Origin of the sequence: Gemmobacter caeruleus (assembly GCF_008271655.1) — a bacterium.
GTDB classification, from domain to species: Bacteria; Pseudomonadota; Alphaproteobacteria; order Rhodobacterales; family Rhodobacteraceae; genus Gemmobacter; species Gemmobacter caeruleus.
On sequence record NZ_VKKX01000044.1, the window covers coordinates 408,158 to 432,513 of the forward strand.

Annotated in this window: 23 protein-coding genes; 14 read left to right on the forward strand and 9 right to left on the reverse strand. The window is 67.0% G+C overall.

The features are described 5' to 3' along the window. Positions 1–43 precede the first annotated feature (43 nt). Both FOA17_RS15285 and FOA17_RS15290 read right to left on the reverse strand, forming a co-directional pair. Positions 44–1,477 carry an NAD(P)(+) transhydrogenase (Re/Si-specific) subunit beta gene (locus tag FOA17_RS15285; protein WP_149142356.1) on the reverse strand — a complete coding sequence of 478 codons (1,434 nt, stop codon included), beginning with the start codon at positions 1,475–1,477 and terminating at the stop codon, positions 44–46. 13 nt (positions 1,478–1,490) lie between these two features. Continuing rightward, positions 1,491–3,065, reverse strand: coding sequence for a Re/Si-specific NAD(P)(+) transhydrogenase subunit alpha (locus FOA17_RS15290; RefSeq protein WP_149142357.1), 1,575 nt, complete (start codon positions 3,063–3,065; stop codon positions 1,491–1,493). A gap of 332 nt (positions 3,066–3,397) precedes the next feature. Here FOA17_RS15290 and kynU point away from each other — a divergent pair, with 332 nt between their 5' ends. The 3 genes from kynU (at position 3,398) to FOA17_RS15305 (ending at position 6,738) form a co-directional block, all read left to right on the forward strand. Continuing rightward, positions 3,398–4,594 carry a kynureninase gene (gene kynU, locus FOA17_RS15295; RefSeq protein WP_149142358.1) on the forward strand — a complete coding sequence of 399 codons (1,197 nt, stop codon included), beginning with the start codon at positions 3,398–3,400 and terminating at the stop codon, positions 4,592–4,594. Between the two features lie 185 nt (positions 4,595–4,779). Then, positions 4,780–5,616, forward strand: coding sequence for a tryptophan 2,3-dioxygenase (kynA, locus tag FOA17_RS15300; RefSeq protein WP_149142359.1), 837 nt, complete (start codon positions 4,780–4,782; stop codon positions 5,614–5,616). Positions 5,617–5,712: 96 nt separating this feature from the next. After that, a complete protein-coding gene (locus FOA17_RS15305; protein ID WP_149142360.1) occupies positions 5,713–6,738 on the forward strand; it encodes a L,D-transpeptidase in 1,026 nt (341 codons plus the stop codon). A gap of 64 nt (positions 6,739–6,802) precedes the next feature. On the opposite strand, the gene FOA17_RS15310 is transcribed toward FOA17_RS15305, so the two are convergent. The 4 genes from FOA17_RS15310 to FOA17_RS15325 form a co-directional block, all read right to left on the reverse strand. Next, complete coding sequence (locus FOA17_RS15310; protein ID WP_149142361.1) at positions 6,803–7,006, reverse strand: hypothetical protein; 204 nt, start codon at positions 7,004–7,006, stop codon at positions 6,803–6,805. 62 nt (positions 7,007–7,068) lie between these two features. Then, positions 7,069–7,830 (reverse strand): gamma-glutamyl-gamma-aminobutyrate hydrolase family protein, encoded by a 762-nt coding sequence (locus FOA17_RS15315; RefSeq protein WP_149142362.1) that lies wholly within the window; start codon positions 7,828–7,830, stop codon positions 7,069–7,071. A 109-nt stretch (positions 7,831–7,939) separates the two neighbouring features. Next, positions 7,940–8,371, reverse strand: coding sequence for a GNAT family N-acetyltransferase (locus FOA17_RS15320; RefSeq protein ID WP_149142363.1), 432 nt, complete (start codon positions 8,369–8,371; stop codon positions 7,940–7,942). Then, positions 8,368–9,573 carry a pyridoxal-phosphate-dependent aminotransferase family protein gene (locus FOA17_RS15325; protein ID WP_149142364.1) on the reverse strand — a complete coding sequence of 402 codons (1,206 nt, stop codon included), beginning with the start codon at positions 9,571–9,573 and terminating at the stop codon, positions 8,368–8,370. The genes FOA17_RS15320 and FOA17_RS15325 overlap by 4 nt, the downstream gene beginning before the upstream one ends. 154 nt (positions 9,574–9,727) lie before the next feature. Between FOA17_RS15325 and FOA17_RS15330 the strand changes: the two genes are divergently transcribed. The 3 genes from FOA17_RS15330 to FOA17_RS15340 all read left to right on the forward strand — a co-directional run bounded on the left by FOA17_RS15330 (position 9,728) and on the right by FOA17_RS15340 (position 12,830). Beyond that, positions 9,728–11,479, forward strand: coding sequence for an ABC transporter ATP-binding protein (locus FOA17_RS15330; protein WP_149142365.1), 1,752 nt, complete (start codon positions 9,728–9,730; stop codon positions 11,477–11,479). A 4-nt stretch (positions 11,480–11,483) separates the two neighbouring features. Next, entirely contained in the window at positions 11,484–12,224 is a 741-nt protein-coding gene (gene ygfZ / locus FOA17_RS15335; protein WP_149142366.1) for a CAF17-like 4Fe-4S cluster assembly/insertion protein YgfZ, read from the forward strand. Between the two features lie 282 nt (positions 12,225–12,506). Beyond that, entirely contained in the window at positions 12,507–12,830 is a 324-nt protein-coding gene (locus FOA17_RS15340; protein ID WP_149142367.1) for a DUF6280 family protein, read from the forward strand. 99 nt (positions 12,831–12,929) lie between these two features. On the opposite strand, the gene FOA17_RS15345 is transcribed toward FOA17_RS15340, so the two are convergent. The 3 genes from FOA17_RS15345 to FOA17_RS15355 all read right to left on the reverse strand — a co-directional run bounded on the left by FOA17_RS15345 (position 12,930) and on the right by FOA17_RS15355 (position 16,019). Next, positions 12,930–13,697 carry a hypothetical protein gene (locus FOA17_RS15345; RefSeq protein ID WP_149142368.1) on the reverse strand — a complete coding sequence of 256 codons (768 nt, stop codon included), beginning with the start codon at positions 13,695–13,697 and terminating at the stop codon, positions 12,930–12,932. A 117-nt stretch (positions 13,698–13,814) separates the two neighbouring features. After that, entirely contained in the window at positions 13,815–15,248 is a 1,434-nt protein-coding gene (locus FOA17_RS15350) for a TolC family outer membrane protein (RefSeq protein ID WP_149142369.1), read from the reverse strand. Between the two features lie 117 nt (positions 15,249–15,365). Next, positions 15,366–16,019, reverse strand: coding sequence for a protein-L-isoaspartate O-methyltransferase family protein (locus FOA17_RS15355; RefSeq protein ID WP_149142370.1), 654 nt, complete (start codon positions 16,017–16,019; stop codon positions 15,366–15,368). A gap of 196 nt (positions 16,020–16,215) precedes the next feature. On the opposite strand from FOA17_RS15355, the gene arsC reads away from it, so the two are divergent. The 8 genes from arsC (at position 16,216) to FOA17_RS15395 (ending at position 24,349) form a co-directional block, all read left to right on the forward strand. Then, the gene (arsC, locus tag FOA17_RS15360; RefSeq protein WP_149142371.1) at positions 16,216–16,581 is read left to right on the forward strand and encodes an arsenate reductase (glutaredoxin); all 366 of its coding nucleotides are present in this window, start codon (positions 16,216–16,218) and stop codon (positions 16,579–16,581) included. Between the two features lie 66 nt (positions 16,582–16,647). Further along, positions 16,648–18,171 (forward strand): 4-hydroxyphenylacetate 3-hydroxylase N-terminal domain-containing protein, encoded by a 1,524-nt coding sequence (locus tag FOA17_RS15365; protein ID WP_238991839.1) that lies wholly within the window; start codon positions 16,648–16,650, stop codon positions 18,169–18,171. Between the two features lie 13 nt (positions 18,172–18,184). Next, positions 18,185–19,318, forward strand: coding sequence for an aromatic ring-hydroxylating oxygenase subunit alpha (locus FOA17_RS15370; protein WP_149142372.1), 1,134 nt, complete (start codon positions 18,185–18,187; stop codon positions 19,316–19,318). A 27-nt stretch (positions 19,319–19,345) separates the two neighbouring features. Further along, positions 19,346–20,614, forward strand: coding sequence for a flavin-containing monooxygenase (locus FOA17_RS15375; protein WP_149142373.1), 1,269 nt, complete (start codon positions 19,346–19,348; stop codon positions 20,612–20,614). Positions 20,615–20,628: 14 nt separating this feature from the next. Continuing rightward, entirely contained in the window at positions 20,629–21,045 is a 417-nt protein-coding gene (locus FOA17_RS15380) for a RidA family protein (RefSeq protein WP_149142374.1), read from the forward strand. A gap of 142 nt (positions 21,046–21,187) precedes the next feature. Continuing rightward, positions 21,188–21,862, forward strand: a complete 675-nt coding sequence (locus tag FOA17_RS15385; RefSeq protein WP_149142375.1) for a DUF1028 domain-containing protein — start codon at positions 21,188–21,190, stop codon at positions 21,860–21,862. Then, a complete protein-coding gene (locus FOA17_RS15390; protein WP_149142376.1) occupies positions 21,855–23,351 on the forward strand; it encodes an aldehyde dehydrogenase in 1,497 nt (498 codons plus the stop codon). The genes FOA17_RS15385 and FOA17_RS15390 overlap by 8 nt, the downstream gene beginning before the upstream one ends. A 44-nt stretch (positions 23,352–23,395) precedes the next feature. Then, positions 23,396–24,349 carry a LysR family transcriptional regulator gene (locus tag FOA17_RS15395; RefSeq protein ID WP_149142377.1) on the forward strand — a complete coding sequence of 318 codons (954 nt, stop codon included), beginning with the start codon at positions 23,396–23,398 and terminating at the stop codon, positions 24,347–24,349. Positions 24,350–24,356: the final 7 nt, after the last annotated feature.

Genomic DNA, 24,356 nt, shown 5'->3' on the forward strand with positions numbered 1-24,356 from the left:
CCGGGTTTCCCCGGAGCCCCGATTTTTCGGCGAAAAATCGCGCTTATTCGATCATCGGCAGCAGGGCGTCGATCGACTTCTTGGCGTCGCCATAGAACATCCGGGTATTGTCCTTGTAGAACAGCGGGTTCTCGATGCCGGAATAGCCGGTGCCTTGGCCGCGTTTCGACACGAAGACCTGTTTCGCCTTCCAGCATTCCAGGACCGGCATGCCGGCGATCGGGCTGTTGGGGTCTTCCTGCGCTGCCGGGTTCACGATGTCGTTCGAGCCGATCACGATCGCCACATCCGTTTCGGGGAAGTCCTCGTTGATCTCGTCCATCTCCAGCACGATGTCATAGGGCACTTTCGCCTCGGCCAGCAGCACGTTCATATGCCCCGGCAGACGCCCGGCGACCGGGTGAATGGCAAAGCGCACATTCTTGCCCTTGGCGCGCAGCTTGCGGGTCAGTTCCGACACCGATTGCTGCGCCTGCGCCACCGCCATGCCATAACCGGGGATGATGATGACGCTGTCGGCATCGTTCAGCGCCGCCGCCACGCCTTCGGCGTCGATGGCGATCTGTTCGCCGGTGACTTCCATCGCCGGGCCGGTGGTGCCGCCAAAGCCGCCCAGGATGACCGAAACGAAGGACCGGTTCATCGCCTTGCACATGATGTAGCTCAGGATCGCACCCGAGGAACCGACCAGCGCGCCGGTGACGATCAGCAGATCGTTCGACAGCGAAAAGCCGATCGCCGCCGCCGCCCAGCCGGAATAGCTGTTGAGCATCGACACCACCACCGGCATGTCGGCGCCGCCGATGCCCATGATCAGGTGATAGCCGATGAACAGCGCGGCCAGCGTCATCACCAGCAGCGCCATGCTGGAGCCGGAATTGATATAGACCAGCAGCAGCAGGACCGAGATCAGCGCCGCGCCCGCATTCAGCACATGGCCGCCCGGCAGCTTCTTGGCCTTGCCATCCACCTTGCCGGCCAGCTTGCCGAAGGCGATGACCGAGCCGGTGAAGGTGACGGCCCCGATGAACACGCCCAGGAAGGTTTCCACCCGCAGGATGGAGATCTCGACCGGGGTCTTGTGCGCCACCACCGCGGCAAAGCCGGTCAGCGCGGAGCGCGCCTCATCGGCCATGCCGGCGACGCGGGCGACCTCGATATGGGTGTTGAAGCCGATGAAGACGGCCGCGAGGCCGACAAGGCTGTGCATCGCCGCCACAAGCTGCGGCATTTCGGTCATCTGCACGCGCTGTGCGACGACCCAGCCCGCCGCGCCGCCGACCGCGATCAGCACCAGCGACAGCACCCAAAGGCCCGCGCCGGGCCCGGCCAGCGTGGCCGCAACCGCAAGGCCCATGCCGACAATGCCATACCAGACGGCGCGCTTGGCGCTTTCCTGCCCCGAAAGGCCGCCCAGCGACAGGATGAACAGAACCGCCGCAACGACATAGGCGGCCGTGGTGAACCCGATTTCCATGGTTCCCCCTCCCTTACGACTTCTGGAACATGGCGAGCATGCGCCGCGTGACCATGAAGCCACCGAAGATGTTGACGCCCGCCATCAGCACCGACAGCGCGGCCAGGATGATGACCAGCACATTGCCCGAGCCGATCTGCAACAGCGCGCCCAGGATGATGATCGACGAGATCGCGTTGGTGATCGCCATCAGCGGCGTGTGCAGGCTGTGCGAGACGTTCCAGATCACCTGGAAGCCGACAAAGCAGGACAGCACGAAGACGATGAAATGCGACATGAAGCTGGCCGGCGCGACCAGACCCGCCGCCAGCAGCAGCCCGCCGCCAATGGCCAGCAGCGCCACCTGATTGCGTGTCTGCGCCTTGAAGGCCGCCATTTCCTGCGCCCGCTTTTCCTCGGGCGTCAGTTCCTTGGGCTTTTCCTTGGGCTTTTGCACCGCGATCGCCTGCACCTTGGGCGGCGGCGGCGGATAGGTGATCGCGCCATCCTTGGTGACGGTGGCGCCGCGGATCACGTCATCTTCCATGTTGTGATCAATCACGCCGTCTTTCTTCGGCGTCAGATCGGTCAGCATGTGCCGGATATTGGTGGCATAGAGCGTGGAGGCCTGCGCCGCCATCCGGCTGGGGAAGTCGGTATAGCCGACGATGGTCACGCCATTATCGGTCACGATCTTCTGGTCAGGCACCGTCAGGTCGCAATTGCCGCCGCGTTCGGCCGCAAGGTCCACGATGACCGAGCCGGGCTTCATCATCGCCACCATATCCTCGGTCCACAGCTTTGGCGCGGGCCGGCCGGGGATCAGGGCGGTGGTGATGACGATATCCATCTCCGGCGCCAGTTCGCGGAATTTCTTGAGCTGGGCTTCACGGAATTCGGGGCTGGACGGCGCGGCATAGCCGCCGGTCGCCGCGCCATCGGTCTGGTTCTCGGCAAAGTCGAGATAGACGAATTCGGCGCCCATGCTCTCGATTTGTTCGGCCACTTCGGGGCGCACGTCAAAGGCATAGGTGATGGCGCCGAGGCTGGTCGAGGTGCCGATGGCGGCAAGCCCCGCGACGCCCGCGCCCACGATCAGCACCTTGGCGGGGGGCACCTTGCCCGCCGCCGTCACCTGGCCGGTGAAGAAGCGGCCAAAGTTGTTGCCGGCCTCGATCACCGCGCGATAGCCCGCGATATTGGCCATGGACGACAGCGCGTCCATCTTCTGCGCGCGGCTGATGCGCGGCACCATGTCCATGGCGACGACGGTCGCGCCGCGTTCCTTGGCGGCATCCAGCAATTCGGCATTCTGCGCCGGCCAGAAGAAGCTGATCAGGGTCTGGCCCTTGCGCAGCATTGCGACTTCCGAAGGTTCCGGCCCACGGACCTTGACCACCACATCGGCGGCCTCGAACAGCGCCGCGGCGGTCGGCACAACCTCGACCCCGGCCTTTTCATAGGTCGCGTCGGAAAAGCCCGCCTTCTGCCCCGCCCCGCTTTCCACGACGCAAGTATGGCCCAGCTTCGCCAGTTGCAGCGCCGAATCCGGGGTCAATGCGACCCGGTTCTCGCCCTCGAATAGTTCCCTCGGTGCCCCGATCTTCACGGATTCTCCCCCGTTCTGAGGCGCCTTGCGGCGCAGTCTGTCCTGTTCGCACTCAGGCGCGCCGAAACCCTAGCTGGCGCGCAACAAAGTTTCAAATCCTACTTTCTGCCATGCAGCAATATTGCCGCAGCGTCCGTTTTCGCCGGTCTCGTCCGCCCCAAGCGGCATCGACGCGACCCCGGGCATATTCTCCGCAGGGCGATGGTTTGCAACCTTGAAACGACGTTGCGTCATAATTCACGGAAGATGATTGACTTCCGCCCTATAGGGGCCATCGGCCCTTGCGGTGGCGCCGCCCCCGGCGCAGGGTAGCGCCGATGGAGGAGTGCCTGATGACCACCGATTTCAGCCAGACCCGTCATCTTTTCGATCTGCCCGAAGGGGTGATCTATCTTGATGGCAATTCGCTGGGTCCGCTGCCCCGCGCCACCGCCGCCCGCCTCGCCCGCACCGTGACCGAGGAATGGGGCCAGATGCTGATCACCGGCTGGAACCGCGCCGGCTGGATGGAGATGCCGGCCCGCATCGGCGACCGGATCGGCCGGCTTATCGGCGCCGAAAAAGGCAGTGTCGTGATGGGCGACACGCTGTCGATCAAGGTCTATCAGGCACTGGCCTCGGCACTGGAAATGGTGCCCGGTCGCAAGGTCATCTTGTCCGATACCGGCAATTTCCCCTCGGATCTCTATATCGCGCAGGGGCTGTGCCGCACGCTCGGCCCCGATTACCGGCTGAAGACCGTGGCGCCCGAGGATGTGATGGCGGCGCTGGATGACAGCGTGGCGGTGATGATGATCACCGAGGTCGATTACCGCACCGGCCGGCGGCATGACATGGGGGCGCTGACGGCGCGCGCCCATGCGGTCGGCGCGCTGACGGTCTGGGATCTGGCCCATAGCGCCGGCGCCCTGCCGGTGGAGGTCGCGGCGGGGGGCGCCGATTTCGCCGTCGGGTGCAGCTACAAATACCTCAATTCCGGCCCCGGCGGGCCGGCCTTCATCTATGTCGCCCCCCGCCATGCCGACCGCGCCCGCCCGGCGCTTTCGGGCTGGTTGGGGCATGAGGCGCCCTTTGCCTTCGATCTCGACTATCGCCCGCATGACGGGGTGGAGCGGATGCGCGTCGGCACCCCGCCGATCCTGCAACTGGCCGCGCTCGAAGCCTCGCTCGACATCTGGGACCAGGTGGAGATGGCCGATATCCGCGCCGCCTCGCTGGCGCTGACTGACCGTTTCATCACAGGGGTCGAGGCCACCTGCCCCGATCTGGTGCTGGCGACGCCGCGCGCGCATGACCAGCGCGGCAGCCAGGTGTCGTTCCGCCACCCGGAGGGCTATGCGATCATGCAGGCGCTGATCGCGCAGGGCGTGATCGGCGATTTCCGCGCGCCCGATATCCTGCGCTTCGGCTTCACACCGCTGTTCATCGACGCGGCCGATGTGGACAAGGCCGTGGCGATCCTTGCCGGGATCATGGCACAGCGCAGCTGGGACCGGCCCGAATTCAAGACCCGGGCCCGGGTGACCTGATGCCCGCGCCGCGCCCGATTTTTCGTCGAAAAATCGCAACCGGGTCTTTCACGGAAAGACCCGGCCCCCCGCTCTGCCGTCCGGCGGGCTGGGTTTGCCTGTGGCGGCGCCTCGGCAATCTCTCGGTGCTGAACCGGAGGGGCGCGGCCTGACCGCCTGCCCCTATTATCAACCGGAGAGAAACAATGACTTCGCAGATCGACCCCGCCCGCGACGGCGCGCAGATGTCCTTTGACGGCCGCATGTCCTATGGCGACTATCTTCAGATCGACCGCATCCTGTCGGCCCAGACGCCGCTGACCGGCGCCCATGACGAGATGCTGTTCATCATCCAGCACCAGACCTCGGAACTGTGGATGCGGCTGGCGCTGCACGAGCTGGACGCCGCACGCCTGGCCCTGGCCGCCGACCGCCCGCGCGAGGCGTTCAAGATGTTGGCCCGCATCGCCCGCATCTTTGAGCAGCTCAATTCCGCCTGGGATGTGCTGCGCACCATGACGCCGGCCGATTACAGCACCTTTCGCGAAGGGCTGGGGCAAAGCTCCGGCTTTCAAAGCTGGCAATACCGGCTGATCGAATATGCTGTGGGCAACCGCAACCTCGCCATGCTGCGCCCGCATGCGCATCGTCCCGACCTGACCGCGCGGCTGGAGGCCGAACTGGCGCGCCCCTCGCTTTATGACGAGGCGCTGCGCCTTCTGGCGCGGCGCGGCCTGCCGGTGCCCGAGGCGGTGCTGACCCGCGACCTGCGCGCCGCATGGGCCGCCGATGACGGGGTCCGCGCGGTATGGGAGACAGTCTATCGCGACCCGCAGGCCCATTGGGAGGCCTATGAACTGGCGGAAAAGCTGGTGGATTTCGAAGATTACTTCCGCCGCTGGCGCTTCAACCATGTCACCACGGTCGAGCGGGTGATCGGCTTCAAGCGCGGCACCGGCGGCACGTCCGGCATTCATTACCTCAAGCGCATGCTGGAGGTCGAATTGTTCCCGGAATTGTGGCACCTGCGCACGACTCTCTGACTTTTCCGTGATGGACCCCGATGGAACGGTTCGGTAGATCGTGAATTGGTGTAACCCGGACCAAATTCCCCAAGGGATTCTCAGGAGACGTTCGAGATGCTGTTCAAGATGAGGGGCCTGATGCTGGGCACGGCGCTGATCGGCGCGCTGGCCGCATGCGTGCCCGCCACCCCGTCGGTGACCGAGGCGACCAAGACGCCCGAGCCGGCGCTGCCGCAGATCAAGCAACCCGTTCCCGAGGATTTCGTGAATGCCTATGTAGCGCGGCAGGATGACGGTTTCGTCGTGCCCGCCGTTCCCGAAGACAAGGTGCCCGCGCATCTGCGCCGGCAGGAAGTGGCCTTTGCCTCGACCGATCCGGTCGGCACGATCATCATCGACCCGTCGAACAAGACGCTGCATCTGGTCACCGGGCCGGGCAAGGCGATGCGCTATGGCATCGCCGTCGGCAAGGACGGGTTCCAATGGGCGGGTGAGGCATTGATCACCAGCCGGAAACATTGGCCGACCTGGACCCCGCCCAAGGAAATGATCGCGCGCAAGCCCGAGCTGGAGAAGTGGAAGGACGGCCAGCCCGGCGGCCCGACCAACCCGCTGGGCGCGCGCGCGCTTTATCTGACGACGAACGGGGTGGATTACGGCTTCCGCATCCATGGCACGCCGGAATGGCAGTCGATCGGGCGCAACGCCTCGTCGGGCTGTTTCCGCATGATCAACCAGGATGTGATGGACCTTTACGATCGCGTGCCCGACGGGGTGAAGGTCGTGGTGCTGAATGCCGATGGGTCGCGGCCGACCTCGCTCAAGCTGCCGCCGCCGCAGCCGGTGAAGCCGGTCAAGAAGGCCACGCCGAAGCCTGCCGCCGCGAAACCCGCGCCGGTTTCGGTTGCGGCCCCGGGCGCGCCGGCGCCGGGCTTTCCGACGATGACCGCGCCGATCCTGACGCCGCCGCGCATCGACGCGCCGGCGGTGATCGCCCCGGCCCAGCCCGCGGCCCCGGCGCCGCTGCCAGTGGTGACGCCCGCCCCGGTGGTTCCGGCAACGCCCGCCCCGGCGGTGACGCCCGCCGCGCCCGCACCGGCCGTGACCTGCGTGCCGACGGCGGAAAAGCCCTGCCCCTGAGCCGGGCGACAGCTTAGACAGATTTCAAATGGCGCCTGACGGCGCCATTTGCTTTTTGGGCCTGTCAGAACAGGAAGTCGTCGCTGCCGATATCCGACAGCAGAACCCCCTTCAGCGTGATGATGCCGCCGGAATACGCCGTCAGATCAAGGACCACCCCGGCATCGCCCGGATGAACGGCGCCGGCCTGACGCAGTGCCGCAAGCCCGGGCAGATCGAGCGCGCCAAGGGCGATATGGTCGCGCCCGGTCTGGAAATCCCGCACCATATCGACGCCGGATTTGCGACCGAAGGCGAAGGTAGCCCCGTGGGCCGATCAATCAAAGGATGTCAACGCGCCACCCAGTCGCGGCAGGCATTGCCGAAGGCCTCGAACAGCGGGCGCGATACGGGGTCGCCGGCGGCATTCCATTCGGGGTGCCATTGCACCGACAGGGTAAAGCCCGGCGCGTCCTTGACATAGATCGCCTCGGGCGTGCCGTCGGGGGCCAGACCGTCGATCACGATGCGACAGCCGGGGCGGTTGATGCCCTGGCCATGCAGCGTGTTGGTCATCACCTCGTCGGCGCCCATCAGCGCAGCAAAGACCCCGCCGGGGGTAAAGCGCACCGAATGGCGCAGGGCGAATTTCTCCTCGATCGACCCGTCGGGCGGCATGCGGTGGTTCATCCGCCCCGGCAGGTCACGGATCTCGGGGTAGAGCGTGCCGCCAAGCGCCACGTTCACCTCCTGAAAGCCGCGGCAGATGCCGAGGAAGGGCTGGCCGCGTTCGACGCAGGCCCGCACCAGAGGCAGGGTGATCGCGTCGCGGCAACGGTCAAAGGCGCCATGGGCGGGGGTCTCCTCCTCGCCATATTCGCTGGGATGGACATTCGGGCGCCCGCCGGTCAGCAGGAACCCGTCGCAAAGCCGCATCAGCTCTTGCACGCAGACCAGACGCGGGTCCGAGGGGATGATGACCGGCAGGCAGCCCGCGACCTCGGCCACGGCCTCGGAATTCATCGTGCCGCCGACATGCACGGGGTAGCTGTCATTCAGCAGCCCCATATTGCCGATGATGCCCACGACGGGGCGGCGCTGTGCTGCAACCATGGTGAAACCCTTTCGCCCCCCCTATCCTATGCAAGCCCGGTGCCGGATTGAAGGGGGCGCGCAGCGGTTGTCTGTGCATCCGTGCAGGGCGCCCCTGCGCAGCTCTGGATCAAAGCACCTTGCGATAGAAGATCCGCTCGAACCCCTCATGCGGCCCGCGCGCGGTTTCGGCATAGCCCAGCCGGGTATACAGCGCCTGCGCGCCCCGCATCGCCACGTTGGTATATAGCGTGACCGCCGGCAGGCCCTGGCGCGCGGCCTCGGCCTCAGCCTGGGCGACCAGTTGCGCCCCGAGGCCCCGGCCCTGCGCAGAAGGATGCACCGCCAGCACATCCAGCATCAGGGCACCGTCCTCGGGAAAGCAGACCAGCACGCCCTGCCCCTCTGCCGCCAGCCAGACCTGCCCGGCTGCAAGCGCGGCCGGAAAGTCGGCATCCATCGGCGCCGGGCGGCGGCCGATCACCGCAACAAAGGGGGCAAAGGCCGCCGTCACCGTGGCGGCAATCGCCGGCAGATCGCCCGCTGTGGCGCGGCGGATCATGCCGCCCCCGCCACCACGCGCGCCGCCGCATCCAGCGCGCCGGGCCCATGCGGGATATCCAGCGCGACCATCCCCGCCTGCATCGTGGCCAGCACCCCCAGCGTCATATGCGCATTCACATGCCCCATATGCGCCACCCGCAGGAAACCGTCGCCCGCCGGATCCTCCGGGGTGGACATGCCCAGCCCGATGCCCAGCGTGACGCCGGCCTTGCCCTCCAGCCAGCCGCGCAGCCTTGTGGCGGCGGGGGCCGGGCCGATGCGCGCCGCCGTCACCGAATGGCCGCGCTGCGCCGGATCGGCTACGTTCAGCCCGATGGAAGGGTGGCCCGCGCCCCAGGCCTCGAACGCGGCCCAGACCGTGCGGGCCAGCGCGGCATGGCGCGCCCAGACCGCCTCCAACCCCTCGTCAAAGATCATCGTCAGGCTTTCGCGCAGCCCGAACAGGTGATGCGTCGGTGCGGTGCCGTGCCAGTATTGCCAGAATTCCCGCGCGCCGAAACGCGGCGTCCAGTCCCAATAGGGCGTGCGCAGCCCCGCGTCGCGGCACCGCTCCACCGCCTTGTCCGAGGCCCAGATCAGCCCGAGCCCCGGCGGCACCATCAGCCCCTTCTGGCTGGCGCCCACGATCAGATCGACGCCCCATTCATCCATCCGCATCTCGTCGCAACCCATGGAGGCGATGCAATCGACCGCCAGCAGCGCCGGATGGCCGACCGCATCCAGCACCCGCCGCAGCGCGGGAATGTCGTTCTTCACACTGGAGGCGGTATCGACATGGGTGACCAGCACCGCCTTGATCTCATGGGCGCGATCGGCACGCAAAGCGGCCTCGAAACGGGCGGGATCGACCGGCGACGACTTTCCAAAATCCAACATTTCTACGGCAATGCCCTGGGATTTGGCGCTTTCCGCCCAGCCAATACCGAACCTTCCGGTCGCCAACACCAGGGCCTTGTCGCCCGCGGAAAACAGATTGGCATTCGCCGCCTCCCAGGCGCCGTGGCCATTGGCCAGCCAGATGCCGACATGATGGCGCGTGCCCGCCAGACGGCGAAGATCGGGCCAGAGCGTCTCGACCATGTCCGGCAGCGCACCGGCATAGATGTTGGGCGCCGCGCGATGCATCGCCGCCAGCACCCGGTCGGGCATGACCGAGGGGCCCGGAATGGCAAGGTAGGGGCGTCCGTTGGCAAGGCTCATCATCATTCTCCTGTCACTGCCCCATGGCTATGCCCGGCGGCCCGCGCGGTCAATGCGGCGGCCGACATGCGGCTGGCCCATCCCCGACACGGCGCCCGGCTTGCCGCCGCCCGCCGCCCGGGCTATCCCTTGGGGCCAGGAAACGGAGCCTCTCTTGCCCAAAGCCCCCACCGATCCGCGCTATCGTTCATCCCGCCTGTTCGGGCGGCTCTGGCAGGGCTATCTGCGCCGGCACAGTGGTCGCATGGCGCTGGCCTTCCTGCTGATGGTGATCGAGGGGTCAACCCTGGGCGCGCTGTCCTGGCTGCTGGAGCCCCTGTTCGACCGGGTTTTCGCGCCCGGCGGCAGCGCGGAACTGCCGCTGGTGGGCGCGGCCATTCTTGGGCTGTTCCTGATCCGCGCCGTCACCTCGGTCGCGTCCAAGACCCTGCTGTCCTCGATCGCGCAACGGTCTTCGACCGGCATGCAGGTCGATCTTCTGGCGCATATCCTGACGCTGGACAGCCGGTTCTTTCAGGACAACCCGCCCGGCGCGCTGATGGAACGGGTGGTGGGCGATACCGCCGCCGTGCAGGGCGTATGGTCCTCGATCATCACCGGGGTCGGGCGCGACCTGATCGCGCTGATCTCGCTCTTTGTGGTGGCGCTGAACATCGACGTGCAGTGGACGCTGGCCGCGCTGGTCGGGGCGCCGCTGCTCATTGCGCCGGCCGCGCTGGTGCAGCGCTATATCCGGCGCAAGACCATGCAGATGCGCCATCAGGCGGGCCTGCGCGCCACCCGGCTGGACGAGATCTTTCACGGCATACAGGCGATCAAGCTGAACCGGATGGAGACCTATCAGACCGGCCGCTTCCGCCGCATCGTCGATCAGATCGTGCGGGCCGAGGTGCGCACCGTGACCGGGCGCGCCACCATTCCGGCGCTGATCGACGTGGTGACGGGGATCGGCTTTTTCACCGTGCTGATGCTGGGCGGGCGCGAGATCGCCGCCGGCACCCGCACGACCGGCGAATTCATGGCGTTCTTCACCGCCATGGCGCTGACCTTCCAGCCCATTCGCCGGCTGGGCGATCAGGCGGGGATCTGGCAGATCGCCTCCGCCTCGCTGGAGCGGATCTTCCGCCTGTTCGACACCGAGGCCGCGCCGCGCCCGCATGCCGGCACCGCGCTTCCCGGCCCGGATACGCGGATCGTCTTTGACGATGTGCGCTTTGGCTATGGCGACCGGCCGGTGCTGGCGGGGCTGAGCTTCACCGCCGAGGCGAGGCAGATGACGGCGCTTGTCGGCGCCTCGGGGGCCGGGAAATCAACGGTGTTTCACCTGCTGACCGGCATGGCCGAACCCGAGGCCGGGGCCATCACGCTGGGCGGTGTGCCGATCGACAGGCTGTCGCTTGACGCGCTGCGCGCGCAATTCGCGGTCGTGTCGCAGGATGCGATGCTGTTTGACGAAACCTTGCGCGAAAACATCACCTTGGGGCGCGACATTGATGCAGATCGCCTGGGCGCCGCCCTCACTGCCGCGCATGTGAGCGACTTTGTCGCCGCCTTGCCCGCGGGCGTCGATACCCCGGCCGGGCCGCGCGGATCGGCGATTTCGGGCGGGCAGCGGCAGCGCATCGCCATTGCCCGCGCCCTGGTCGCCGGCGCGCCGGTGCTGCTTTTGGACGAGGCGACCTCGGCGCTTGATGCCGCATCGGAGGCGGTGGTTTCCGAGGCGCTGTCCCGGCTGGAACATGGCCGCACCGTGCTGGTCATCGCGCATCGTCTGGCCACCGTGCGCGAGGCCGACAAGATCGTGGTGATGGATCAGGGCCGCGTGGTCGAGCAGGGCAGCCATGACAGCCTGCTCGCACAGGGCGGGCTTTACGCCGACCTCTACCGCCTGCAATTCAAGGAGTGACGCCATGCGCCGCCTGATCGCCGTGACCGGCCAAGACGCGCTGCCCTTCCTGCAAGGGCTGGTCAGCAATGACGTGCTGCGGCTGACCGCGCCGGGCATCGTCTATGCCGCGCTGCTGACGCCGCAGGGCAAATATCTGGCTGATTTCTTTGTGGTGCAGACCGGGGCGGGACTGCTGCTCGATCTGCCCGAGGCGCTGGCCGACAACACCTTGCGCCGGCTGGCCATGTATCGGCTGCGCGCCGATGTGCAACTGGCGCCCACCGATCTGGCGGTGACGCGGGGCCTGGGCGATGCGCCGGCCGGCGCCCTGCCCGACCCGCGCCACCCCGCGCTTGGCTGGCGGTTCTATGGCCCGGCCCGGCCCGAGGCGGCGGTGGATTGGGACGCAATCCGCGTCGCGCATGTGATCCCCGAAAGCGGGATCGAGCTGATCCCGGATGAAACCTATATCCTTGAGGCCGGGTTCGAGGCGCTGCATGGCGTCGATTTCCGCAAGGGATGCTATGTCGGGCAAGAGGTGACAGCGCGGATGAAGCACAAGACAGAGCTGCGCAAGGGGTTGATCCAGCTGGAGATTTCCGGCGCGGCCCCGGTCGGCACCCCGATCCTGACCGCCGAGGGGCGCGAGGCGGGCAAGCTGTTCACCCAATCGGGGGGGCGGGCACTGGCGCAAATGCGGTTTGACCGGCTGGAACCCGGCCTGACCGCCGGCGAGGCGCGTCTGACGCCGCTTGCGGGCTGAACCACCAGTGGTGGCACGGTCCGGGTGGCTGTGCAATGGGTCGCGATGATGTGATCGCTAACGAAAATGCGGCAAAATCTTGATAAAGGGTTGATGGATCGCCGTCTCACCCTATATTTCGTTGGCTGCGCCGCGCGGTCCCGACTAAATACGGTATAAGCTTTAGGCAAGTCATGCGCAAATCGCATGTCTACTATGCAAAAGGTGGAATACCGAATCGTCGCGAAAAGGTCATATTCCGCAGGCGCCAGAACACGCAAGAGCAAGAACAGGAAGACTGAGATGGCTGATTTCATTGACAGCACCGCGTTCAACTATGAGCAGGGCCAACGCGCCCGGAAGCTCTTTGCGGCTGTCGTTCTGGCTGCGCTTGACGATGCGATCGCCGATGACAAGAAATACGGCAATGGTCCCGAGCAGATCGCCCGCTGGGCGCGGTCGCGCGATGGCCGCGAGGTGCTGTCCTGCGCCGGGATCGACCCGAACGAACGGGTGGTCAAGGGGTTGATGGAATTCGTGTCCAAGGGCGTGCGCACCTCGGTCGCGCTGTCGCGCGAAGAGAGCGAGCGTCGCCACGCCGCCGAGCTGGAGGCCGAGGCGGCCTGATCGCCCGGCACCACGCCGCATGACAACGCGCCCCAAAGGGGCGCGTTTTTCATTTCGCATCATTAGATTGCGTGACGATCTTTACCCGATGCACGAAGATCAGGAAAGTTCGCGCGCGGCCAAGGCGCGGTAGATTTCCGCCCGCACCAGCTTGCGCACATTGCGGGTGATGCGTTCGCCAAGCGCGCCCTGCAATTCTTCGCGGATGATGTCGCGCACCACTTCGCGCAGGGCTTCCTCGTCGAAATCGTCGCCGTCTTCGGGGGCGAACAGGCCCGGCATGGCGGCGGTGGCCGTGGCGGCAATGCTGTCTTCGGCGCGGGCAATCTCGGCCAGGGCGGCGGCTTCGGCCAGATCGCCGGCCTCGCCCTCATCGCCGGTCAGCGCGATGAAGGGCGCCTCATCTTCCTCGGCCTCGACGGGACCATCGGGCCAGGCGCCGTCGCGCCAGGCTTCTTCCAGGCGCGCGGCATCGGGGCCGGTAAAGGCCAGCACCTCGGCCTCCTCCACCGCCTCCAGATCGACCTCGATCACCTCGGGTTCCCAGACCGGGATATCCCAGCTTTCGGCCTCGGCCTCCGGTTCCCAGTCATCGGTGACACCGGCACCCAGCCGGGCCACGACGGTTTCGATCGGGGTCTCGGCTGTGGGCGATTCATCAGGCAGGGTTTCGGCGGCAGGCGCCTCCGCCATGGCCGAGCTACCCGGCACCACGCGCAGCGCGGGCGTCAGCATCAGCTTGCCGGCCTCGACCGGCTTTTCCGCCTCGACCGGCCGGGCCGGCGTCGGGCGCAGGTCTTCGGAGACAAGCCGACGGATGGAGGACAGGACATCCTCGATCTCCACAGAAGACATGGGTTCGTTCATCCTGCGCGGCCCCGTTGGTTTTGGTGCCAGAGTAACGACAGTGCCCCTGTCCCGCAAGACAGAGGCACCGATCGGGTTAACGATTTCCAAGCTCAGGCAGGCACTTGCGCGCGGGCCTTACTGCTTGCCAAGCGCCTTGAGCACGCGATCCAGGCTTTCGCCCTGAAAGCTGACCACCGGCGCGTCCTTGGCCAGGTTGTAATAACCCGTCACATCATAGGTCGGAATGCCGAGGTTCAGATCCTTGACGGTCAGCTTTCCCATGGCCGCCAGCACCTGATAGACGTAGAAATAGCGCTGCGCTTCGGATTGGACGCGCGCGGCGCGGGCATCCAGCACGTTCTGTTCGGCATCCAGCACCTCCAGCGTGGTGCGGGCCCCCAGCTTGGCTTCTTCGCGCAGGCCCTGGAAAGCCACCTGCGCCGCCTCGATCTGAAGCTGGTTGGCCGAGATCTGCGCCGCCGAAACATCAAGCTGCGCCCAGGCGGTGCCAAGGTTCTGATCCAGCCCGACGGCGGTCTGATGCAATGCGGCGCGCTGCGCCTCGCGCTGCATCTGTGCCTGACGCAGCTGCGAGGACAGCCGCCCCCCGGCATAGAGCGTCTGGCTCATGGTCACGCCCAGGCTTTCCTGCGCGTAATGGTTGGAATCGCCGGCCCCGCCGCTGAGCGTGACCGCCCCGCGCGCGCTGACGGTCGGGCGCATGTTGGCCTTGGCCAGTTCGATGTTCAGATCGGCGACCTTGACCAGATGCTGCTGGCGAATCATGTTGGGATGTTCGCGCCGCGCCACCGCCTGCGCCGCATCGAGCGACGCGGGCAGCCTGGGCGCACGCGGCAGCGACGCCAGTTTGCCGGGGTAATGCCCGACCGCCGCCTTGAAGCTTTCGCGCGCCACGCGCACATCGCCTTCGGCAGATGCCAGCGCGGCCCGCGCCTCGGCCAGTTGCGCCTCGGCCAGCGCGACATCGGTGCGCGTCACCTCGCCCACGTCGAAACGGTCGCGCGTGGCCTTCAGCTCCTCGCCGATGACATTGACATAGTTCTGGCGCAGGTTCTGGATTTCCAGCGCGAGGCGCACATTGACATAGGCCTGCACCGCGGTCAGCAGCACGTCCTGTTCGATCCCGACCAGACCGGCGCGGGTGGCCAGAACGGATTCCTTGGCCGCCTCGACGCTGGCCTTGTTGCGGCCGAAATCCAGCAGCGTCAGCTGGATGGCCAGTTCGACCGTGGTCTGTTCGGCAAAGCTTTCGGTGCGCACCATGTCAAAGCCCGAGCCGTTGAAGACCGGCGAGGCGATGTCGTTCAGGCGGCGCTGCTTGTAGTAATTCGCGCTGTAGGTGATGACCGGGCGCAGCGCCGACACCGCCTGCGCCACGTTTTCATCCGCCGCCGCCAGCAGGGCGCGGTTCTGGTCCAGCAGATGCGAATTGCGATAGGCCGCGACCAGCGTATCCGCCAGACTTTCCGCCCAGGCGGCGGGGGTGGTGGCGAATGTCAGCAGGGCCACGGCGGCCGTCGCCGCAAGTTTCCGCTTCAGACCGACCATGGACAGGCTCCTGTTCTTGCTTGTGCGCAGCGGGGACAAGGCCCGGCCGGGCAGACCGGACGAACCCCGGCCGTCTACGTCCCGGCGCGCGATTTCCGTCGCGCCGGGCGGGATGTCTTACAGCGCAAAGGCCTTGTGGCGCGCAAAGCCCGGCAGGACCGGGGCCGAGGCGTTGAAGACCTGGCGCCAGGTGATCGCGCCGTCGATCTTGTAGCCGACCCGGGCCACGCCCAGATTGCCTTCCATGAAGATCGCGCCGATGCGCCCACCTTCCTTGAGCTGCGCGAGCAGCGGCTCGGGCAGGGTTTCGACGGCGCCTTGCAGGGTGATCACGTCATAGGGGCCGGCCTTGGCCGAGCCATCGGCCAGCTTGCCCTTGACCACGGCGGCATTGTCCACGCCTTCGGCCGAAAGGGTGCGCTGCGCCTCGTCGGCCAAGGTCTCGTCCTCCTCGACCGCGACGACGGCCTCGGCCATGCGGGCGATGATCGCGGTGGAGTAGCCAAGGCCGCAGCCCAGATCCAGCACGGTCTCCGCGGGCTGGATGTCCAGCGCGTCCAGCAGTTTGGCCAGCGTGCGCGGATCCAGCACGACGCGGCCGGCGCCAAGCGCCACATGTTCGCCCACATAGGCGGCCTCGCGCCGGGCGGGCGGCACATAGCTTTCGCGCGGGACGTTCAGCATCGCTTCGATGATGGTGTATTTCGTGACATCCGACGGGCGGACCTGAGTATCGACCATCATGGTGCGGCGGGCGGCAAAGTCGGTCATGCTGAACTCGTCAGTCTGGTTTCAATCCAGAGTGTCATGCCACAGAAACCCCGCTTCGGCAACACGGCTTCGCGGCTGCGGCAATACACACATTCATCTTTTGATATGTATTTTCCCGCGACGGCACAAGCCCTTTTTGCCCGTCCGGGGGCCGCGCCGCCTTGACCCCGGCCCTGCCCTCGCGTCATCTCGGGGCATGACACAGGATGCAACGCTTTGGCACAATCCCCGATGCTCCACTTCGCGCGCGGCGCTGGCGCGGCTGCGCGCGGCCGGGCTGGAGCCGCGGATCGTGCCCTATCTGGAGACCGGCTTTGCCGAGGCAGAGCTGCGGGGGCTGCTGGCCGCCGCCGGGCTGACCCCGCCCGAGGCATTGCGCCGGAAAGAGCCGCTGGCCGCTGAACTGGGCCTGCTGGCGCCCGGCATCGCCGATGAGGCGATCCTGGCGGCCATGCTGGCCCATCCCGTGCTGGTGGAGCGGCCCTTTGTCGCCACCGCGCGCGGCACCGCGCTTTGCCGCCCGGCGGAGCGGATCGAGGCGCTGTTGCCCGTATCGAATTAGGTGCAGCCTAATCAAAGCTGAATAACCTATTGCTTTCCCCCTAAGCCATCCTGCGCCAGTCTGGGCTTGAGCATCGGCTTTTGGGGGCTGCGCATGATCCGCACCGGCGAAGACTACCGCGCGTCGATCCGCGATGGCCGCGCCGTTCTGGTCGGCGGCGAGAGGGTGGCCGATGTGGCGACCCATCCGGCCTTTCGCCCGATGGTCGATCTGCGCGCCCGGTTGCATGACATGGCGCATGATCCCGAACACCGCGCGACTCTGGTCACCACCCGCCGCGGCACCCCGCAGCCGGTGACCCATGCCCTGCCCTTTTCGCAGGCCGACTGGTGGGCCAAGCGCCGCGCGACCGATCTGATCCTCGACACCGCCGGCGGCATCGTGGGCCGCATCGGCGACGAGACGGCGGGCGAGGTCTGGGCGCTGCATGACCTGCGCGACACGCTTCTGACGCTCGATCCCCGCCACGGCGCGCATGTCGCCCCGCAGGTAGGCCGCTTTCTGGCCGAGGATGGCTTTCTGATTTCCGGCAATGCCGATCCGGCGGACCGGCTGCCGCCGGGCGCGCAGGGCCGGCCCGCACCCCTGCATGTGCAGCGCGAGACCGATGTGGGCATCGTGCTGCGGGGCGCGAAATACCTGACCGGCGCGGCCTATGCCAACCGCGCCTTCGTCAAGCCGGCGCTGTCGCTGGCAGAGGAACCGGCGCAGACCGACCGCGCGCTTGGCTTCTTTTGCGATCTGGGGGCGCCGGGGCTGAAGATCGTCTGCCGCGCCACCGCCGCCCGGCCCGAGGATCAGCCCCTGACGGCCCGCTGCACCGAAAGCGACAGCCTGGTCCTGTTCGACGATGTGCTGATCCCGTGGGAGGACGTGGTGTTCTACCGCGCGCCGCAGGCGGCCCGGCATCTGCGCGCGGTGCTGCACCGCTACAGCGCCTTTCCCTTCGTGCAGCGCCTGTTGCGGCAGGCCGATCTGATGATCGGCGCGGCACTCGCCAGCCTGCGGCTTGCCGGGCAGGATCGCCATGCCGGCGTGCAGGACAAGCTGGCGCGGCTGGCCCTGTGGCGCGAGGGGATCCATGCCCATCTGACCGCCGCGATCGCCTTGGCCGAACGCTCGGCCGGCGGGTTGATGATGCCCAACCAGTCGCTGCTTTATGCCGGTCGGGTCATGGCGCTGACCGATCTGCCCGCGATGCTGCACCTGACGCGCGAATTGTGCGGCGGCCAGATCGCGCTGATGCCCGACGCCGCCAGCTTTCGCAGCCCCGAAACGGCGGATTGGCTGGATCGCTGCCATGATGGCGCGGGGGGCACGGCCGAGGATCGCCGCCGCCTGATGGCCTTTGCCCGCGACCTTCTGAACAGCGATCAGGCGGGCCAGCGGCTCAGCTTCCAGCTTTTTGCGCAAAGCCCGCCCCATGCGCAGCTTGCCGCGCTTTATCACAGCTTTGACTGGGACGGGCCGCTGCATCTGATGCGGCAGGCGGCTGCGCTGGAAGGCGCGATCCCTGACCCGCGATCCGATTCCGCCCTGACCCCCTGGTTCAGCACCGAAACCCGCAGCCCCCAGCCCGCGCTTGGATGACAGGACACCGATCATGAACCACCCTGCCCCGCTTACCCCCGCCGCAGAGCTGCACCGCAATGTCTCGGTCCCGCTGGAGCGCGCCCATGCCATGCCGAAATCGGTCTATACCTCGACCGCCTTTCTGGAACAGGAACAGCGCCACGTCTTTGCCGCCGACTGGGTCTGTGCCGGCCGCGCCGAAAGCCTGGCCGCGCCGGGTGATTACCTGACGATGGAAATCGCCGGCGAGCCGGTTCTGGTGCTGCGCGACCGCGATGGCGTGGTGCGGGCGATGTCGAATGTCTGCCGTCACCGCATGTCCACCCTGCTGCAAGGGCGCGGCCATGTGCGCAGCATCGTCTGTCCCTATCACGCCTGGACCTACAATCTGGACGGATCGCTGCGCGGCGCCCCGGCGATGACGCTCAATGACAGTTTCTGCAAAGAGGCGCTTGGCCTGCCCGCCCTGCGCTGCGAGGTCTGGCAAGGCTGGATCATGGTCACCCTCAACCCCGACGCCCCCGCGCCCGAAACGGCACTGGCCGAGGTGACACGCCTGATCGCCCCCTTCGACATGACCGGCTATCGCGAGGTCTGGCGCGAGACCTTTCGCTGGGCAACCAACTGGAAGGTGCTGGCCGAGAATTTCATGGAAAGCTATCACCTGCCGATGTGCCATGCCGGCACGATCGGCGGCGCGTCCAAGCTGGAGGAGATGGTCTGCCCGACCGGCGGCGCGGCCTTCAACTATCACTGGATCCTCAAGAATGACACGGTGCCGCTGGCGCTGGCACATCCGACCAATACCACGCTGACCGGCGATGACCGGCGCAAGACCTGGTTGCTGGCGATCTATCCGTCGCTGCTGATCACGCTGACGCCGGGCTATTTCTGGTATCTCTCGCTGACGCCCGACGGGCCGGGCCATGTGAATGTGCTCTATGGCGGCGGCATGTCCGAGGAATGGCTGGCCGATCCGCAGGCCGAAACCCATCTCGCCGCCGTGCGCGCCCTGCTGGACGATGTGAACGCCGAAGACAAGGGCTGCACCGAAAAGGTCTATCGCGGGCTTTGCGCCGGCCTGTCAGAACCCGGACCGCTCAGCCATCTGGAGCGGCCGAATTACGAATTCGCCCAATATCTCGCCCGCCGCATCCCGGCCTGAGGCACCCAACCGATGAAGGAACCCCCGATGTCTGTGGAACGGATCGAAGCGCTGGTGGTCGGCGCGGGCCAGGCCGGCATCGCCATGAGCGAACATCTCTCGCGCCATGGCGTGCCGCATCTGGTGCTGGAACAGGGGCGCGTGGCGGAACGCTGGCGCTCCTGCCGCTGGGACAGCCTGGTGGCGAACGGCCCGGCCTGGCATGACCGCTTTCCCGGCGCCGAATTTTCGGGCGACCCCGAGGCCTTTGTCGGCAAGGAGGGCGTTGCGGATTATTTCGTCGATTACGCCGCCCGCATCGCGGCGCCGCTGCGCTGCGGGGTGACGGTGACCGGCGTGACCCGCCTGCCCGAGCGCGCGGGCTTTCGCGTCGAAACCTCGGAAGGGCCGATCGAGGCCGGCTATGTGATCGCGGCCACCGGCGCCTTCCAGACCCCGGTCATCCCGCCGCTGGTGCCGGCGGATGCGGGCATCGCCCAGATCCATTCCAACAGCTACCGCAACCCCGCGCAACTGCCCGAGGGCGGCGTGCTGGTCGTCGGCGCCGGTTCCTCCGGTACCCAGATCGCCGAGGAATTGCTGGCCGCTGGGCGCAAGGTCTGGCTCTCGGTCGGGCCGCATGACCGCCCGCCACGGCGCTATCGCGGCCGCGATTTCGTCTGGTGGCTGGGCGTGCTGAACAAATGGGATGCCGACGCGCCCGAAGGCGCCGAACATACCACCATCGCGGTCAGCGGCGCCCATGGCGGGGCGACGGTCGATTTCCGCAAGCTCGCGGCGCGCGGCATGGTGCTGATGGGCCGGACCGAGGGCTGGCGTGACGGCGCGCTGACCTTTGCCGACGATCTGGGCCGCAACATCCGCCGGGGCGACGCCAATTACCTGTCGCTGCTCGACGAGGCCGATGCCTGGGCCGCGCGCAACGGCATCGACCTGCCCCCCGAACCCGAAGCGCGCGAGATCGGCCCCGACCCCGATTGCATGACCCATCCGCGGCTCAGCCTCGACCTGCGGGCCGAAGGCATCACGACGATCCTGTGGGCCACCGGATTTTCCAACGATTACGGCTGGCTGCGGGTCGATGCGCTGGACGGCCAGGGCAAACCGCGCCACCAGAGCGGCGTCTCGTCGGAACCCGGCATCTATTTCCTCGGCCTGCCCTACCAGTCGCGGCGCGGATCCTCCTTCATCTGGGGGGTCTGGCACGATGCGAAATTCGTGGCCGACCATATCGCCAAGCAACGCAGCTACCTTGCCTATCGCGCGCCCGGCGACACCGCCGCCGCCGCGGAATGACCCGGAGAGACCCCATGACCCATACCCGCTACCGCAAGTTCAACACCCGCGACACCTATCCCGAACAGCGCCTCGACAACGATCTGTGCCAGGCTGTCGCCACCCGGGGCGGCACGACGCTCTGGATGCGTGGCCAATGCCCGCAGGAGCTGGACACCGCACAGAACATCGCCACGCATGATCCGGTGGAACAGACCCACAAGGTGATGCAGAACATCCGCCAACTGGTCGAAGAGGCCGGCGGCCGCATGGAACATGTGGTGAAACTGGTGGTCTACCTGACCGATGTCCGCCACCGCGAAGCGGTCTACCGGACCATGGGCGAATATATCAAGTGCGTGCATCCGGTCTGCACCGGCCTGACCGTGGTTGCCCTTGCCCGCCCCGACTGGCTGGTGGAAATCGACGCCACCGCCGTCATTCCCGATTGATCCCGCAAGACCGGGGGCTGTCTGCCCCCGGACCCCCGAGGATATTTCCGAACAGATGAAACCGCCTTCCTTCATCTGTTCTCAAATATCCCACGGGGGTCCGGGGGTGTGAAACCCCCGGCCGCACCGAAAGAGCCTGTGCATGACCTTTTCCCTTGTGGCCCGCTGCGGCCGGACCGGCCAGTTTGGCATGGTGATCTCCTCCTCCTCGCCCGCGGTCGCCGCCCGTTGCGCGCATGTGCGGGCGGGGGTCGGCGTGGTGGCAAGCCAGAACGTGACCGACCCGGCGCTCGGGCCGTTGCTCCTTGATACGCTGGCCGAGGGGCTGGTGGCCGGCGCCGCGTTGGCGCGGGTGGTGCAGGACCGCGCCCATATCGACTATCGGCAATTGCTGGTGGTCGATCGCATGGGCGGGGTGGCGATCCATTCCGGGCGGCAGGTGCTGGGTCTCTGGGGCGAGGCGCGGGGGCAGGATTGTGCGGCGGGGGGCAATCTGCTGGCCGATGACGGCGTGCCCGCCGCCATGGTCGCGGCCTTCGAGGTCGCCCCGGGTGCCCTGGGTGACCGGCTGATGCGCGCCTTGCGCGCGGGGCTGGAGGCCGGGGGCGAGGCCGGGCCGGTGCATTCGGCCGGGCTCAAGATCGCCGACCGGCTGTCCTGGCCGCTGGTCGATCTGCGCTGCGACTGGACCGAAGCCTGCCCGATTGCCGCGCTCGAGGCCGCCTGGGCGGTCTATCAGCCCCAGATGGCCGCCTATGTGCAGCGCGCCGAAGATCCGACCCAAGCCCCCTCTTACGGAGTTCCCGGCGATGAATGACGTGACGCAATTCACCCGTGCCGATTGGCAGGCCCGTGCCGACGCGCTGACCTTTCGTGACCGGATCTGGATCGACGGCGCGGCGGTGCCTGCGGCCTCGGGTCAGCGTTTTGCCAGTGTGAACCCGGCGAATGGCGCCATTCTGGCCGAGGTCGCGCGCGGGGGCGCGGCGGATATCGACCGCGCCGTCGCCTCGGCCCGCCGCGCCTTTGAAGACGGCCGCTGGAGCCGCCAGATCCCTTCGGCGCGCAAGGAGGTGCTGTTGCGGCTGGCGGCGCTGATCCGTGAGAATGTGCCGGAACTCGCGCTGCTGGACAGTCTCGACATGGGCAAGCTGGTGCGCGAGGCCGCCACCATCGACGCCCCCGGTTCGGCGCATTTCTTTCAATGGCATGCCGAGGCGATCGACAAGCTTTATGACGAGATCGCCCCGACTGGCGGGCGCGATCTGGCCATGGTGCGGCGCGTGCCGCTGGGGGTGATCGGCGCCGTGGTGCCGTGGAACTTTCCGCTCGACATGGCGACGTGGAAGCTGGCGCCGGCGCTGGCCATGGGCAATTCGGTGGTGCTGAAACCGGCCGAGCAATCGCCGCTGTCGGCGCTGCGCCTGGCCGAGCTGGCCGCCGAGGCCGGCCTGCCCGATGGCGTGCTGAATGTGGTGCCGGGCTTTGGCGAGGATGCGGGTCAGGCGCTTGGTCGTCACCCCGATGTCGATTGTCTGGTCTTCACTGGCTCGACCGCCGTGGGCAAGCTCTTCCAGCGTTATGCCGGCGAATCGAACATGAAACAGGTCTGGCTGGAGACGGGGGGCAAGAGCCCGAACCTGATCTTTCCCGATGCCGATCTGGACGCCGCCGCCGACATGGCGGCCTTTGGCATCTTCTTCAATCAGGGCGAGGTCTGTTCGGCCAATAGCCGGATGCTGGTTCATGCCTCCATCGCGGATGACATGATCGAGCGCATGGCGGCGCGCGCCGCCCGGGCGCAGCCGGGCGACCCGCTTGACCCCGGCGCGGCCATGGGGCCGCTGGTCGATCGGCGCCATGCCGATACGGTGATGGGCTTCATCGACAACGGCCGGCAATCCGCGCGGCTGGTCTGCGGCGGCGAGCGGCTGACAATCAGCGGTTCCGACGCCTATGTGCAGCCCACGATCTTTGCCGGCGCCGCCCCCGATGCCCGCATCGTGCGCGAGGAAATCTTTGGCCCCGTCCTGTCGATCCAGACCTTCACCACCGAGGACGAGGCACTGGCGCTGGCCAATGACACGCCCTATGGGCTGGCCGCCTCGGTCTGGACGCGCGATCTGGGGCGGGCGCTGTCGGTAGCGGACCGGCTTGTCGCGGGCACCGTCTCGGTCAATACCGTGGACGCCCTGAGCGCCATGACCCCCTTTGGCGGCATGAAGCAATCGGGCTTCGGGCGTGATCTTTCGATCCACAGTTTCGACAAATATTCGGCGCTGAAGACGACTTGGATCAAATTTTAATCCGGGTTAGGCTACCCCTAATCAAAGGCGGAGCCTGATAAGTCATGCCCTTGCGATTTACCCTGCGGCAACTGGAATACCTGGTCGCCGTGGGCGAATGCGGGTCGATCGCGCTGGCCTCGGACAGGGTGAATGTATCCTCGCCCTCGATCTCGGCGGCGATTTCGCAGCTGGAACAGGAATTCGGCCTGCCGCTTTTCGTGCGCAAACATGCGCATGGCCTGTCGCTGACGCAGGGCGGCAAGCAGTTTGTGGAACAGGCCCGCGTGGTGCTGGCCCAGGCGGCGCGGCTGAACGATCTGGCGAATGGCATCACCGGCAAGGTGCGCGGGCCGCTGAATGTGGGCTGCCTGCTGACCTTTGCGCAGGTGGTGCTGCCGCAACTGCGCCGCAGCTTCGTGGATGAATATCCGGAGGTCGATTTCCACCAGTTCGAGCGCAACCAGTCAGAAATTTTCGAGGGGCTGCGCGGGGCCACGCTGGATGTGGCGCTGAGCTATGATCTGAACATCCCGCCCGATCTGGAATTCGTGGCCCTGGCCAGCCTGCCGCCCTATGCCGTCCTGCCCGAAGGGCATCCGCTGGCACATCTGGCCGCCATATCGCCCGCCGATCTGGCGGATGAGCCGCTGATCCTGCTGGATTTGCCGCTGTCATCCGAATATTTCCTCAGCTTTTTCAGCGAGATAGGCATGCGCCCGCGCATCGCGGAGCGCACGCGCGACATGGCGGTGATGCAAAGCCTGGTGGGACAGGGCTTTGGCTATTCCATCGCCAATATCCGGCCCTGGTCGGATCGCAGCCCCGACGGGCGGCCGCTGCGCTATGTGCCGCTGACCGGGCCGGTGCGGGCGATGCGGCTGGGGCTGGTGCTGTCGGAAGGGGCGCGCGCCTCGCAGACGGTGCGGGCCTTCATCGACCATTGCCGCGGCGCGCTGACCCCCGACACCGCGCAGGGGCTGAAGCTGCGCATCGACGGGCCGGTGCGCGATTTCTGACCGCAGG

What these genes read in the sequence shown, in the direction of transcription:
- FOA17_RS15285 (WP_149142356.1), bottom strand. Translation starts at nt 1,477, where the DNA reads ATGGAAATCGGGTTCACCACGGCCGCCTATGTCGTTGCGGCGGTTCTG.
- kynU (WP_149142358.1), top strand. Translation starts at nt 3,398, where the DNA reads ATGACCACCGATTTCAGCCAGACCCGTCATCTTTTCGATCTGCCCGAA.
- kynA (WP_149142359.1), top strand. Translation starts at nt 4,780, where the DNA reads ATGACTTCGCAGATCGACCCCGCCCGCGACGGCGCGCAGATGTCCTTT.
- FOA17_RS15305 (WP_149142360.1), top strand. Translation starts at nt 5,713, where the DNA reads ATGCTGTTCAAGATGAGGGGCCTGATGCTGGGCACGGCGCTGATCGGC.
- FOA17_RS15310 (WP_149142361.1), bottom strand. Translation starts at nt 7,006, where the DNA reads ATGGTGCGGGATTTCCAGACCGGGCGCGACCATATCGCCCTTGGCGCG.
- FOA17_RS15315 (WP_149142362.1), bottom strand. Translation starts at nt 7,830, where the DNA reads ATGGTTGCAGCACAGCGCCGCCCCGTCGTGGGCATCATCGGCAATATG.
- FOA17_RS15320 (WP_149142363.1), bottom strand. Translation starts at nt 8,371, where the DNA reads ATGATCCGCCGCGCCACAGCGGGCGATCTGCCGGCGATTGCCGCCACG.
- FOA17_RS15325 (WP_149142364.1), bottom strand. Translation starts at nt 9,573, where the DNA reads ATGAGCCTTGCCAACGGACGCCCCTACCTTGCCATTCCGGGCCCCTCG.
- ygfZ (WP_149142366.1), top strand. Translation starts at nt 11,484, where the DNA reads ATGCGCCGCCTGATCGCCGTGACCGGCCAAGACGCGCTGCCCTTCCTG.
- FOA17_RS15340 (WP_149142367.1), top strand. Translation starts at nt 12,507, where the DNA reads ATGGCTGATTTCATTGACAGCACCGCGTTCAACTATGAGCAGGGCCAA.
- FOA17_RS15345 (WP_149142368.1), bottom strand. Translation starts at nt 13,697, where the DNA reads ATGAACGAACCCATGTCTTCTGTGGAGATCGAGGATGTCCTGTCCTCC.
- FOA17_RS15350 (WP_149142369.1), bottom strand. Translation starts at nt 15,248, where the DNA reads ATGGTCGGTCTGAAGCGGAAACTTGCGGCGACGGCCGCCGTGGCCCTG.
- FOA17_RS15355 (WP_149142370.1), bottom strand. Translation starts at nt 16,019, where the DNA reads ATGACCGACTTTGCCGCCCGCCGCACCATGATGGTCGATACTCAGGTC.
- arsC (WP_149142371.1), top strand. Translation starts at nt 16,216, where the DNA reads ATGACACAGGATGCAACGCTTTGGCACAATCCCCGATGCTCCACTTCG.
- FOA17_RS15370 (WP_149142372.1), top strand. Translation starts at nt 18,185, where the DNA reads ATGAACCACCCTGCCCCGCTTACCCCCGCCGCAGAGCTGCACCGCAAT.
- FOA17_RS15375 (WP_149142373.1), top strand. Translation starts at nt 19,346, where the DNA reads ATGTCTGTGGAACGGATCGAAGCGCTGGTGGTCGGCGCGGGCCAGGCC.
- FOA17_RS15380 (WP_149142374.1), top strand. Translation starts at nt 20,629, where the DNA reads ATGACCCATACCCGCTACCGCAAGTTCAACACCCGCGACACCTATCCC.
- FOA17_RS15385 (WP_149142375.1), top strand. Translation starts at nt 21,188, where the DNA reads ATGACCTTTTCCCTTGTGGCCCGCTGCGGCCGGACCGGCCAGTTTGGC.
- FOA17_RS15390 (WP_149142376.1), top strand. Translation starts at nt 21,855, where the DNA reads ATGAATGACGTGACGCAATTCACCCGTGCCGATTGGCAGGCCCGTGCC.
- FOA17_RS15395 (WP_149142377.1), top strand. Translation starts at nt 23,396, where the DNA reads ATGCCCTTGCGATTTACCCTGCGGCAACTGGAATACCTGGTCGCCGTG.